The 12,730-nt window shown below is 55.8% G+C and carries 13 protein-coding genes; 6 read left to right on the top strand and 7 right to left on the bottom strand.

Features of this window, described 5'->3' with window-relative positions; genetic code table 11:
- The first annotated feature begins 16 nt into the window (after window positions 1-16).
- Window positions 17-799, top strand: coding sequence for a 3'-5' ssDNA/RNA exonuclease TatD (gene tatD / locus G6Q29_RS15675; RefSeq protein WP_165466341.1), 783 nt, complete (start codon window positions 17-19; stop codon window positions 797-799).
- On the opposite strand, the gene rfaH is transcribed toward tatD, so the two are convergent.
- Entirely contained in the window at window positions 796-1,287 is a 492-nt protein-coding gene (gene rfaH, locus G6Q29_RS15670) for a transcription/translation regulatory transformer protein RfaH (RefSeq protein WP_165466498.1), read from the bottom strand. The genes tatD and rfaH overlap by 4 nt on opposite strands.
- A 172-nt stretch (window positions 1,288-1,459) precedes the next feature.
- On the opposite strand from rfaH, the gene ubiD reads away from it, so the two are divergent.
- The 3 genes from ubiD to G6Q29_RS15655 all read left to right on the top strand — a co-directional run bounded on the left by ubiD (window position 1,460) and on the right by G6Q29_RS15655 (window position 5,531).
- The gene (gene ubiD / locus G6Q29_RS15665) at window positions 1,460-2,953 is read left to right on the top strand and encodes a 4-hydroxy-3-polyprenylbenzoate decarboxylase (RefSeq protein ID WP_165466497.1); all 1,494 of its coding nucleotides are present in this window, start codon (window positions 1,460-1,462) and stop codon (window positions 2,951-2,953) included.
- A gap of 39 nt (window positions 2,954-2,992) precedes the next feature.
- Complete coding sequence (gene fre, locus G6Q29_RS15660; RefSeq protein ID WP_006812340.1) at window positions 2,993-3,694, top strand: NAD(P)H-flavin reductase; 702 nt, start codon at window positions 2,993-2,995, stop codon at window positions 3,692-3,694.
- A 217-nt stretch (window positions 3,695-3,911) separates the two neighbouring features.
- On the top strand, window positions 3,912-5,531 hold the full coding sequence (locus G6Q29_RS15655; RefSeq protein WP_165466340.1) for an ABC-F family ATP-binding cassette domain-containing protein: 1,620 nt from the start codon (window positions 3,912-3,914) through the stop codon (window positions 5,529-5,531).
- A gap of 38 nt (window positions 5,532-5,569) precedes the next feature.
- On the opposite strand, the gene G6Q29_RS15650 is transcribed toward G6Q29_RS15655, so the two are convergent.
- A complete protein-coding gene (locus tag G6Q29_RS15650; RefSeq protein ID WP_063452196.1) occupies window positions 5,570-5,857 on the bottom strand; it encodes an HTH-type transcriptional regulator in 288 nt (95 codons plus the stop codon).
- Between the two features lie 331 nt (window positions 5,858-6,188).
- On the opposite strand from G6Q29_RS15650, the gene G6Q29_RS15645 reads away from it, so the two are divergent.
- On the top strand, window positions 6,189-6,899 hold the full coding sequence (locus tag G6Q29_RS15645; protein WP_006812337.1) for a DUF3053 domain-containing protein: 711 nt from the start codon (window positions 6,189-6,191) through the stop codon (window positions 6,897-6,899).
- 243 nt (window positions 6,900-7,142) lie between these two features.
- A complete protein-coding gene (gene cspE, locus G6Q29_RS15640) occupies window positions 7,143-7,355 on the top strand; it encodes a transcription antiterminator/RNA stability regulator CspE (RefSeq protein ID WP_003860775.1) in 213 nt (70 codons plus the stop codon).
- A gap of 58 nt (window positions 7,356-7,413) precedes the next feature.
- Here the strand turns inward: cspE and ghrB are convergent, their stop codons facing one another.
- The 5 genes from ghrB to G6Q29_RS15615 all read right to left on the bottom strand — a co-directional run bounded on the left by ghrB (window position 7,414) and on the right by G6Q29_RS15615 (window position 12,624).
- On the bottom strand, window positions 7,414-8,388 hold the full coding sequence (gene ghrB, locus G6Q29_RS15635; RefSeq protein ID WP_165466339.1) for a glyoxylate/hydroxypyruvate reductase GhrB: 975 nt from the start codon (window positions 8,386-8,388) through the stop codon (window positions 7,414-7,416).
- 27 nt (window positions 8,389-8,415) lie between these two features.
- Complete coding sequence (locus G6Q29_RS15630) at window positions 8,416-9,696, bottom strand: MFS transporter (protein ID WP_165466338.1); 1,281 nt, start codon at window positions 9,694-9,696, stop codon at window positions 8,416-8,418.
- A 117-nt stretch (window positions 9,697-9,813) separates the two neighbouring features.
- On the bottom strand, window positions 9,814-10,752 hold the full coding sequence (locus G6Q29_RS15625) for a sugar kinase (protein ID WP_165466337.1): 939 nt from the start codon (window positions 10,750-10,752) through the stop codon (window positions 9,814-9,816).
- Between the two features lie 3 nt (window positions 10,753-10,755).
- Window positions 10,756-11,505, bottom strand: a complete 750-nt coding sequence (locus G6Q29_RS15620) for a sugar phosphate isomerase/epimerase family protein (protein ID WP_165466336.1) — start codon at window positions 11,503-11,505, stop codon at window positions 10,756-10,758.
- Between the two features lie 102 nt (window positions 11,506-11,607).
- Window positions 11,608-12,624 (bottom strand): LacI family DNA-binding transcriptional regulator, encoded by a 1,017-nt coding sequence (locus G6Q29_RS15615; protein WP_165466335.1) that lies wholly within the window; start codon window positions 12,622-12,624, stop codon window positions 11,608-11,610.
- Window positions 12,625-12,730: the final 106 nt, after the last annotated feature.

The following is a 12,730-nucleotide window of genomic DNA, read 5'->3' as shown; positions in this document are numbered from 1 at the left end:
TCATATGGGGATACGTATGTTTGATATCGGGCTTAACCTGACCAGCGCCCAGTTTGCGCAAGACCGCGATGAGGTGGTGGCGCGCGCCTTTACGGCCGGCGTGAGCGGGCTGTTACTGACGGGAACGAATCTGCACGAAAGCGCGCAGGCACAGCAGCTGGCACAACGCTATCCACACTGCTGGTCCACCGCAGGCGTGCATCCTCATGACAGCAGCCAGTGGACGCATGAAAGCGTTGAGGCGCTTCATCGTCTGGCACAAACGCCAGAAGTGGTTGCCATTGGCGAATGCGGACTTGATTTCAACCGGAACTTCTCGACGCCTGAAGAGCAGGAAAAGGCGTTTACCGCCCAGCTCGCGCTGGCAGCAGAGCTGGAGATGCCGGTGTTTATGCACTGTCGCGATGCGCATGAACGTTTTATGGCGCTACTGGAACCCTGGCTGGAGAAACTGCCGGGCGCGGTGTTGCACTGCTTTACGGGCTCCCGTCAGGAAGCGCTGGATTGCCTGAACCGCGGGCTGTATTTGGGTATCACGGGCTGGGTCTGCGATGAGCGTCGTGGGCTGGAGCTGCGTGAGCTGTTACCTGTTATCCCGGCCGATCGTTTGCTGCTGGAAACGGATGCGCCGTATCTGTTGCCCCGGGATATGCAGCCCAAACCGCCATCACGACGTAATGAACCGGCCTATCTGGGGCATATTGCTGAACGCGTGGCGCACTGGCGCGGAGAAGATGCGCAGTGGCTGGCAGCGCAAACCGATGATAACGTGCGTCGTCTGTTCGGCGTGCAGTTCTAAACTTTGCGGAAATCGGTGTTTTTAACGCTCTGCAACACCTCTTTATTCAACAAGTTGAGCAGCAGCATGGAGCGCGCTTCACCGTCCGGCTCAGAGAAGATGGCCTGTAACCCTTCAAAGGCTCCTTCGGTGATCACCACGCTGTCGCCAGCATAAGGGGTTTCCGGATCGGTAATATCTTCAGGCTGCTGATAAACAGAAAGCTGATGGATAACCGATGACGGTACTCTTGCCGGGTGGGCGCCAAAACGCACAAAATGGCTGACGCCGCGCGTGGCGCTGATCGTTGTGGTGTGGATCACTTCGGGGTCGAACTCGACGAACAGGTAATTCGGGAACAGAGGCTCACAGACGGTCGTGCGTCTTCCACGCTGCATTTTTTCAAGCGTGATCACGGGTGTCAGGCAGTTAACAGACTGACGTTCAAGATGTTCCTGCGCGCGCTGAAGTTGCCCGCGTTTGCAATACAGTAAATACCAGGCCTGCATAATCACTCTTCCCAATGTTCGGGGCGCAAGCATACCAAAACCCTGGCGGGATCGCTAAGGTGATTATAATGGCGAAAAAGAGAGTAAGTCGTGGAAGTTCACGCTAATTTAACAAAATTACAGCATCACGCGGTCTTACGCCGTATAATGAAGCGCTTACAGAGAGGCCATGATTAACTGCATGAAATACCACGATCTACGCGACTTCCTGGCGCTGCTGGAAAAGCAGGGCGAACTCAAACGCATTACGCTTCCTGTTGATCCGTATCTGGAAATGACAGAAATCGCTGACCGCACCCTGCGCGCGGGCGGCCCGGCGTTGCTGTTTGAAAACCCAAAAGGCTACGCCATGCCGGTGCTGTGCAACCTGTTTGGCACACCTCGCCGCGTGGCGATGGGCATGGGGCAGGAAGACGTCACGGCGCTGCGTGAAGTGGGCAAACTGCTGGCCTTTCTGAAAGAGCCGGAGCCGCCAAAAGGGTTCCGCGACCTGTTCGACAAGCTGCCGCAGTTTAAACAGGTGTTGAATATGCCCACCAAACGCCTGCGCGGAGCGCCGTGCCAGCAAAAAGTGCTGGAAGGCGATGCGGTTGATCTGACCAAAATTCCGATCATGCAGTGCTGGCCTGAAGATGCCGCACCGCTGATCACCTGGGGCCTCACCGTGACGCGTGGGCCGCATAAAGAGCGTCAAAACCTCGGCATTTATCGTCAGCAGCTGATTGGCAAGAACAAGCTCATAATGCGCTGGTTGTCCCACCGCGGCGGCGCGCTGGATTTCCAGGAGTGGTGCGCGGCCCATCCGGGCGAACGCTTCCCGGTATCCGTCGCGCTGGGTGCCGATCCGGCAACGATTCTGGGCGCGGTGACGCCCGTTCCGGATACGCTGTCTGAATATGCGTTTGCAGGGCTGCTGCGCGGTACCAAAACCGAAGTGGTGAAGTGCATCTCCAATGACCTGGAAGTACCGGCCAGTGCCGAGATCGTGCTGGAAGGTTATATTGAACAGGGCGAGCTGGCACCCGAAGGGCCGTACGGCGACCACACCGGTTATTACAACGAAGTGGACAACTTCCCGGTGTTCACCGTCACGCACATTACCCAGCGTGAAGATGCCATTTATCACTCCACCTACACCGGTCGTCCACCGGATGAACCGGCGGTGCTGGGCGTGGCGCTTAACGAAGTGTTTGTGCCGATCCTGCAAAAGCAGTTCCCGGAAATTGTTGATTTTTATCTGCCGCCGGAAGGGTGTTCGTATCGCCTGGCGGTGGTGACCATTAAGAAGCAGTATGCCGGTCACGCTAAACGCGTGATGATGGGCGTATGGTCTTTCCTGCGCCAGTTTATGTATACCAAGTTTGTAATTGTCTGCGATGATGACGTCAATGCCCGCGACTGGAATGACGTCATCTGGGCCATCACCACGCGTATGGATCCGGCGCGTGATACGGTGTTAGTGGAAAACACGCCGATTGATTATCTGGACTTTGCCTCGCCGGTTTCCGGCCTTGGCTCAAAAATGGGACTGGATGCCACGAACAAATGGCCTGGCGAAACCGACCGCGAATGGGGTCGCCCGATCGAAAAAGATCCTGCCGTGACCGCGCGAATTGACGCGATCTGGGACGAGCTGGCCATAATGAATAACGGTAAGGCAGAATAAGACCGTTTAGCCCTATAGACTTCCCGACAGAGAGAGCGAATGACAACCTTAAGCTGTAAAGTGACGTCGGTAGATGCTATTACCGACACCGTATATCGCGTCCGTTTGGTTCCTGAAGCGGCATTCTCATTCCGTGCCGGTCAGTACCTGATGGTCGTGATGGACGAGCGTGATAAGCGTCCTTTCTCTATGGCCTCAACGCCAGCAGAGCAGGAATTTATTGAGCTGCATATTGGTGCGTCTGAGCTTAACCTGTACGCGATGGCCGTGATGGACCGCATCCTGAAAGAGCGTGAAATCGTGGTCGATATTCCTCATGGCGAAGCCTGGCTGCGTGAAGACGAAGACCGTCCGCTGATCCTGATTGCCGGTGGCACGGGCTTCTCTTATGTCCGCTCTATTTTGCTGACCGCGCTGGCGCGCAACCCAAATCGCGATATCACCATCTACTGGGGTGGCCGTGAAGAGAAGCACCTTTACGATCTTTCTGAGCTGGAAGCGCTGAGCGTAAATCATCCAAACCTGCGCATTGAGCCGGTTGTCGAGCAGCCGGAAGAGGGCTGGCGCGGGCGCAGCGGTACGGTGCTGACCGCGGTATTGCAGGATCACGGGACGCTGGCCGGGCACGATATCTACATCGCTGGACGCTTTGAAATGGCGAAAATTGCTCGCGACCTGTTCTGCAACGAGCGTGACGCGCGGGAAGATCGTCTGTTTGGCGATGCGTTTGCGTTTATCTGATTGAGAGACCCGCTTCGGCGGGTTTTTTTCGCTCTGGCACGAGCGCTGGTGAAAATTTAACCTTGAAATGGGCGGTGCACTGCCGTTATCCTTGTTCCCGTTAACTTTCGCCCTCAGGAGCACCCCCCAAAAATGAACAAACACGACTGATGAATTTCGATCCTTGCTCAACGCACCGCGTCGGCAGGGGATGTTTTGATTTCATTCAGGAGTGCTTATGGCTCATTTTGCGCAGTCCCCCTCTTTTATTTTGCATCAGGTCACCTGTCAGTTTGCGACGGGCGATAACCTTTTCGGTCCACTAAATCTCTCCCTGGATGCGTCAGTGTGCGCGCTGGTTGGCCGCAACGGCAGCGGTAAAACACGCCTGCTGCGGCTGCTGGCAGGGGTTGATGAACCCGCCAGCGGTCACATTGAGCGCTTTGGAACACACGTCTACGTGGCGCAGCAGCAGGATATTTCTGCGGATACGACTCTTGCCGTACTGCTTGGCTACGACGCGATTTTTGCAGCGCGCACGCGCATCGACAGCGGTCATTATGAACCCGACGATCTCGACACGCTCGACGGCCACTGGGATCTGGCTGAACGGCTGAGCCAGGCGTTTATCGCGGCCTCGCTTCCACCTTTTGACCCGAATAAACCCGCGGCAGAGCTGAGCGGCGGCGAGCGCATTCGTGCCTTGCTGTGCGGCGCATTCACCGCAGATGCTGATTACCTGCTGCTGGACGAACCGACCAACCACCTCGACAGGCAAGGCCGCATGTGGTTCTACGAGCAGCTTTCCCGGTATCAGGGCGGGGTGCTGGTGGCCTCTCACGACCGTGAGTTGCTGGCCCAGGTACCGCGTATCCTTGAACTGAGCGCGTTGGGCTTGCGCAGCTACGGTGGGAATTATGCTGACTATCGAACCCAGCGTGAGGCTGAGCAACTGGCTGCCCGCGCCGCGCTGGAGCATGCTGCCACCGAGCGCAAGCGTACCCGTGCCCGTATGCATAAAGAGCATGACGACAGCCTGCGGCGTTCAGCCAAAACGCTTCGCACGGTCGACAGCCTTAACATCGCCTCGTTTGAACGGGTCAAATACAAAGGGGCGGCGAAAGAACGTATTGGTTCCTGGAAAAAACAGCATAGCGATCAAAATCATGCTCTGAACGCTGCGGTTAACCAGGCACGCGAGCGGGTTGAAGAGGATAACGCGGTGATGTTTACCCTGCCGGGCAGTGAAATCCCGGAAGGAAAACAGGTGCTGGTGCTGGAAGAACTGGTGCTTCCGCACGTGCCTGTCTCCCCGATAAACTGGCGAATGGATGGCCCGATGCGCGTGGCGCTACGCGGGCCGAACGGCTGTGGAAAATCCACGCTGCTGAAAGTGATGTTGGGCGAAACCGCCCCTGTCACGGGAACCTGTAAGGTCTCCGTCAGGTGTGCTTATCTCGATCAGCATCTTTCCCGGCTGGATCTGTCGCAGTCGGTGATAACTCACCTTAGCCTCGGCAATACGCCGCTCGAAGAGGGGGCGCTGCGCACCCGTTTAGCGCAGCTTCAGCTGGGCGCGGAGAAAGTGACACTTCCTCTGGCCGAACTGAGTGGTGGGGAGCGGCTGAAGGCCGCGTTGGCCTGTGTATTGTGGCGTGAAGCGGCAACGCAGCTGTTGCTTCTGGATGAGCCGACCAACCATCTTGATCTGGCCTCCGTTCAGGCCATTGAAACGGCTTTAGCCGATTTCCCCGGCGCGCTGTTGGTGGTGTCGCACGATGAAGCCTTTCTGGCAGGGCTAAAGCTGACGCATGAATTGATATGGGAAGAGTCGGGATGGCGCTGTGAAAGCCTGTAAACACAAGCCCCCGCAAGGGCGGGGGCAAACAAACTTTATCAGGCTAACTGCTTGCGAAGATCAGGGTTTGCCTGGATCAGGCGCATCAGCTTTAGCTCGGCTGGGGTGGGCTTTTCACGTTTTGACTCCCACTCCAGCACCATCGCTACGCTGACACCCATCGCTCTTGCAAATTCATCTGTTTTCAGGCCCGACCCTTTACGTAAACGCTCAAATTCACTAAAAGGATTGGACTTTTGATTCAGGGTAATCGTCGGCGGTACATCTTTAAAAATAATCTGTTCCAGGCTGCTCAGCAGCTCAAACTCAGGATCTTTTAATTCCATTGAGAACTCCTCATAAATCACACATCGGGATCATGAACATCAGAGAGCATGTTAAGAATAGTCCCTAAACCAAACATAGGATCGTCACGGCTGTGATTAATTGTGCGATAACGATCGCTTTACCCGTTTCAGCTATATGGATAGTTATGCTAATTACCTGATTAGTCATATGTAGGAATGAACAGGTATTTTTTTGTAAATAGTCAGTACAAAAACGGGAATACCCGTTTTGCATGAAAACTCTATCTTGCAAGGCTGACCTGGACTATCCTTGTCAGCGTTGGGCACGCGTGTGCCGATGTGCGCTTTTTTGGGTGAAAGGAGTAATAAAATGGCGACAGGAAAGTCCTGCTCTCGCTGGTTTGCGCCTATTGCGGCGTTATTGATGGTGGTTAGCCTGAGTGGGTGTTTCGATAAAGAAGGCGATCAGCGCAAAGCGTTTATCGATTTTCTACAGAATACAGTGATGCGCAGCGGCGAGCGTTTACCAACGCTGACTGCGGATCAGAAAAAACAGTTTGGTCCATTCGTGTCGGATTACGCCATTCTGTATGGCTATTCACAGCAGGTAAGCCAGGCGATGGATTCCGGTATTCGCCCGGTCGTGGATAGCGTGAATGCCATCCGCGTTCCTCAGGATTATCTGACCCAGCGTGAACCGCTGCGCCAGTCAAATGGTGCGCTTGGGGTACTGAGCCAGCAGCTGCAAAATGCCAAAATGCAGGCTGATGCGTCGCGTTCCGCGTTGAAGCAGGGCGAGGATCTCAAACCGGTCTATGACCAGGTGTATGAGAAAGTCGTGACCAAGCCGTCAAACGCCTTGCAACCGCTGATCCCGGCGGCGCAGGTCTTTACTCAGCAGCTGGTTCAGGTGGGTGACTTTATTAGTGAACAAGGTACGCAGGTGAGCTTTGTCTCTAACGGTATCCAGTTCCCGACCTCCCAGCAGGCGAGCCAGTACAACGCGCTGATCGGGCCGCTCGCATCCCAGCATCAGGCCTTTAGCCAGGCCTGGAGCGCAGCGGTCGCTGCTACGGAATAAGAAAAACCCCCGCTTCGGCGGGGTTTTTTTATGCTTGATGAAAATAACGCTTGTCATTCATCTACCACATCGGTATAACTATGTTCGTCGGTTTGTTACACAGACCTAAAGCAGTTTAGTAAAGCAGTCCAGATTGTTATCCATAGATACCCTTCGTAGTGACCCTTCCTTCATCGCTTAAAAATCTGTAACGCAATCCATCAAGCCGGAAGGCACAATATATTTGTTAATAAGGTAATTTCTATGTCTGCTAAAATGACTGGTCTGGTAAAATGGTTCAACGCTGATAAAGGTTTCGGCTTCATCACTCCTGACGATGGCTCTAAAGACGTGTTCGTACACTTCTCTGCTATCCAGAACGATGGCTACAAATCTCTGGATGAAGGTCAGAAAGTTTCCTTCACCATCGAAAGCGGCGCTAAAGGCCCAGCAGCTGGTAACGTTGTAAGCCTGTAAGCTTCCAACCCAGTAGCACAAATTTCAAAAACCCGCCTTCTGGCGGGTTTTTTCGTTTCTACTGTTGTATCTGTGGGTTAACGCAGTTCTTATCCACTTTACCGCCGAGTGCGGCAATCAGGTTATCCACGGCAGTTGCCGCCATGTTGTAGCGTGTTTCGTGAGTCGCAGAGCCGATGTGGGGCAGAGCGACGACGTTCGGCATGGTCAGCAGCGGAGAATCCACTGGCAGTGGCTCCTGTTCAAACACGTCCAGACCGGCGGCGTGTATCTCACCGTTTTGTAGTGCCTCAATCAGCGCCTTCTCATCTACCACCGGGCCGCGACCCGCGTTGATGAAAATGGCCGATTTCTTCATCTTTTCAAACGCCGCTTTTCCGATAAGATGACGCGTTTCATCCGTCAGCGGCAGGATCAGGCAGACAAAGTCGGCTTCCTGCAATAGCGTATCAAGGTCACAATAGCGGGCGTTAAAACGTTCTTCAGCTTCACTATGGTGACGGCGTGCGTTGTACAGGATCGGCATGTTGAAGCCAAAATGCGCGCGCTGTGCCAGAGCCAGCCCGATACGCCCCATACCTACGATACCCAGCGTTTTGCCGTGTACGTCCACGCCGAACCAGTCCGGGCCAATGCTTTTCGTCCACTCGCCCGCTTTCACGCGCTCGGCCACTTCCACCACGCGACGGGCGGTGCTGAGCACCAGCGCCATTAGCGTGTCGGCGACGGTCTCCGTCAGGGCATGTGGCGTGTGCATCAGCAGGATGTTGCGCGCGTTAAGTGCATCCACGTCGAAATTGTCGTATCCCACAGAAACGGTCGAGGTTGCACGAAGCCTCGGCATTTTCTCCAGCAGCGCCGCATCCACCTTTTCGCTTGAACCCAGCAGGCCCTCGGCGCTGGCAAACGCGTCGGCGTGCTGTGCCACGGTGTCCGGGCTCAGGTTCTTCACCCGGGTAACGGTAAAGTGTTCCTCGAGGCGTTTTTGCAAATCATCAGGCAGTGCTTTGTATAAAATGACGGACGGCTTCATGCAAATCTCCGTTGATTTTAAAAGGATTCAGGCGTGGCGTGCGCCGACGGGTAGCTGTTGATTATTAGCAGGCTTAACGATCAGAGTAAGCCATACCGAGGCAAAAAGCGCCACCCCCATAAAGATGTAAGAGGCCGACGGGCTGCCGGTGGCGCCGTTTAGATAGCCCACAAACCACGAGCCAAAGAACGAGCCCAGCGCACCCATACTGTTAATCAGCGCCATCGCGCCCCCTGCGACGTTACGCGGCAGCATTTCCGGGATGATGGCAAAGAACGGACCATACGGGGCATACATCGCCGCACCCGCAATCACCAGCAGCGTATAGGAAGCCCAGAAGTGGTTCGCGCCCACGGCCCAGGAGCCAATGAAGGCAAAAGCAGCGATCAGCAGCAGTGGCCAGACGAACAGCTTACGGTTTTGCAGCTTGTCCGATGCCCAGGAGACGATAATCATCGCGATGGTCGCCGCCAGGTAAGGCACAGATGACAGCCAGCCTACCTCCACCATGCCAAGGTTTTCACCGCCGCTGCGAATAATCGACGGCAGCCACAGCACGAAGCCATACACGCCAATACTCCAGGTAAAATACTGTGCGCACAGCAGGATGACATTCCGGGAGCGGAAGGCTTCGCCGTAGTTACGCACCGCTTTCAGACCTTGTTGCTCTTTATCCAGCTGCGCCTGGAGTGCGGCTTTTTCGTCTTCAGAAAGCCATTTTGCCTGGGCTGGCTTATCTTTCACCAGCACCCACCAGCAGAAGGCCCAGATAATTGCGGGGACCCCTTCGATGATGAACATCTCGCGCCAGCCGAAGGACTGGATCAGATAGCCGGAAACCACCGACATCCACAGCACGGTGACCGGGTTACCGAGTATCAGGAAAGTATTAGCACGTGAACGCTCAGATTTTGTGAACCAGTTGCTGATGTAAATCAGCATTGCTGGCATGACTGCGGCTTCAACCACACCGAGAATAAAGCGAATGGCCGCCAGAGCAGGAATGTTATTCACCACCCCAGTGAGCGATGCACAGGCACCCCATAAGATCAGGCAGATGAAAATGAGTTTTCGCACGCTGCGGCGTTCAGCATAAATCGCGCCGGGGATCTGGAAGAAGAAATAACCCAGGAAGAAAAGGGCGCCCAGCAGGGATGAGACTCCTTTGGTGATCCCGAGGTCATCGTTGATCCCGGCGGCGGATGCAAAACTGAAGTTGGCACGATCCAGGTACGCCAGGCTGTACGTGATAAACACGATTGGCATGATGTACCACCAGCGTTTTACTGCATTGGTCGAACTGTTCATAGGCTTGCCTCTGTTGTTGAGGTTGTTACCGCCGTTGTCTGTAGGGTACACGGTGGCTTAATTATCTGGTGCGGATTGCTGCCCTCACCCTGGCCCTCTCCCATGGGGAGAAGGAATTTAAACGCCGAGCTCTGCTCGTGTTGGTAATCCTTCGCTGTCGCCCTGCACCTGAATCGCCAGCGAACCAATTTTGTTGCCTCGCGCCACGGCCTGCGGCAGCGGTTTGCCCTCCAGCAGGGCGCTAATGACCCCGACCGCAAACCCATCACCCGCGCCCACGGTATCGACCACGTTGTCGACTTTTACCGCAGCGACAGCGCCTTGCTCACCGTCGGCAGTTTTGAACCATGCGCCGTCGGCACCGGTTTTCAGCACCACGGCTTTTACCCCTCTGTTGAGGTAAAAATCAGCAATGCCTTCGGGCGTGCTTTCGCCAGTAAGGATCATTCCCTCTTTTATGCCAGGCAGAACCCAGTCCGCCTGAAACGCCAGTCGGTTGAGTTTCTCAGCCATCTCCGCTTCGCTTTTCCACAGCACCGGGCGCAGGTTAGGATCGAAAGAGATCGTTTTGCCCTGCGCTTTCATTGCCGAAGCCGCGTGATCCAGTAAATCGCACGAGCTGGCCGAGAGCGCCGCCGCCACGCCGCTCAGGTGCAGGTGGCGCGCGGAGGAGAAATACGCGGCGTGATAATCATCCACGGAGAGATGGCTTGCCGCTGAGCCTTTGCGGAAATACTCCACGATGGGATCGGTTCCATTTTCAACTTTAGATTTTAACTGGAAGCCCGTCGGGAAGCGTCCGTCGAGCGTGACGCCTGCGGCATCAATCCCCTCTTTTTTCAGCGAGTCGAGAACGAAATGACCAAAGCTGTCATTGCCTACGCGGCTTACCCAGCCGACATTCAGCCCCAGCCGCGCAAGGCCGGTAGCGACATTCAGCTCAGCGCCAGCCACGCGCTTGATAAAGTGTTCCACCGCGCTCAGCTCGCCCGTTTCGGTGGCGACAAACATCGCCATGGCCTCGCCGATGGTGATAACGTCCAGCGTCTTGTGCATGATTTACTCCTCGCGCAGCAGGTTGACGTAATGGCGGGTGACGGCGGTTAAGTCCGACCCTTCGAGCGGAAATTCGATACCACGTGGCGCATCGACAGGGAGTTGATTAAGCAGATCCCGCCAGCGAGAATCGGCCTGATCCGGCGCGATGGCGCGGAACTGCGCCTTATGCGGGACTGCGGCCTTCACATGAATATAGCTCACGGCGGGAGCCAGCTGACGTGCAGCTTCTTCCGGGGAGTCGCCAACCCACAGCCAGTTGCCCATATCGAACGTCAGCGTGACCGGCAGCGCCATTACCCGGCAGGCGGCTTTGAAGCGCTGCATCGGCGCGAGCTGCCCGCAGTCGGTCTGGTCGTTTTCCACCACCAGCGTCATGCCGCTTTCATCCAGCAGCGCGCGCAAGGCTTCAAGCGGCTGTTTGTCGCTGAAATGACCCAGCGAGACTTTAAGCCACAGCGCATTCAGGGCGCTGGCTTCGCTAAGGTAGCGTGGGAGATCCGGGTTGAGGGTTCCGTCGGGCATAAACAGTGGGGCCGGGGCGGAATAGCACGCCAGTAAACCCAGCAGTTCAATGGATTCGCCCAGCGCAGGCAGGGCCATTAACTCGTCGTTGCTGAAGAGCTCGCGGCGGATTTCAACGCCATCAGCCCCTGCGCCGGCAATAACGGGAAGCATCGCCCTTTGACCGCCTGCCTGTCGCACCCGATCCGCGCCATACGCGGCGGTGACCACCATTATTTTCCTGCTCATTTCCTGACTCCAACGCGTAATCGATAGTATTACGCTAGATGGAACCGGTTCCAAAGGAAAGATCGGGATATCGAATTTATGATCGCTGTCACGAAGGGGAAATTAACGGGCGGTAGAGCCGCGAACTATAAGCTCGCCGGAAAAAACCTGCTCTCGTACGGCGTCGCGGGTGCCTTCTATTCGGCGAACCACTTGTTCAACGGCGGCATAGCCGATCTGCCAGGTAGGTTGTTTGAGGGTGGTAATGCCTACGCCTGCAAGTTCTGCCCACTCCAGTTCATCAAAACCAAGTAAGCCGATATCGCTGCCCCAGTGCAGGCCAATGCGTTTAAGCGAGCGGGCAACCTGAAGCGTCAGCGCCCCGTTGGCGGAGATCACCGCTTTTCGCATACCCCGATGGCGGGTGTGGAACTGGCGCAGAGTATTATCCAGCTGTCCGGCTTCATGCAGGGGGATTTCGGCATTCTCTGCGATCGCGCCGGGATATCGCGCCAGCGTGGCGCGAAATGCAGCCAGGCGGTCGCGGCGGGTGTTAACCATGCCCAGCGGTTCGCTCAGGAACAGAATGGCTTCGAAACCCTGCTCAATCAGGTGCTCGGTGGCGGTGGTGGCCGCCTGGGTGTTATCCAGTCCGACCACATCGCAGGCAAATTCCGGGATTTTGCGGTCAATAAGCACCATCGGCAGAGACGATTGTTGCAGGCGATTTAGCCCCTCTTCGCGCATCCCGACGGCATTCACCACGATCCCTTCCACCTGATAGCTGCGCAGCAGATCGAGGTAGTGCAGCTCTTGGTCAACCTCGTTATTGGTGTTACAGACCAGCGGGGTAAAGCCTTTCTCACGGCACGCCGCTTCAATGCCACTGAGAACATTGACGGAGTAAGGGTTGGTGATATCGGCGATGATCAGGCCAATCAAACGGGTACGACCTCGCTTGAGGCCGCGCGCCATCAGGCTGGGACGGTAGTCAAGATCGGCAATGGCCTGTTCGATTCTTGTGAGCAGCGCATCGGATAGCAGGTGTTTCTCGCCATTGAGGTAGCGTGAAATGCTGGTTTTACCGGTTTTGGCGGCTTTCGCCACGTCGCTGATGGTGGCCCGGGTTGGTTTTCTCATCGCTGATTTCCCTGAAGGTAGTGAGAGTACCTTAGCGGGAAAATCGGACGAATCAAGTAATTTGCCCGGTGGCGCTGCGCTTACCTGGGGTGCGGTCTGGTGCCCT

The organism is Enterobacter cloacae (assembly GCF_011078175.1).
GTDB classification, from domain to species: domain Bacteria; phylum Pseudomonadota; class Gammaproteobacteria; order Enterobacterales; family Enterobacteriaceae; genus Enterobacter; species Enterobacter cloacae_Q.
This window is presented reverse-complemented; position numbering and strand designations above follow the sequence as displayed.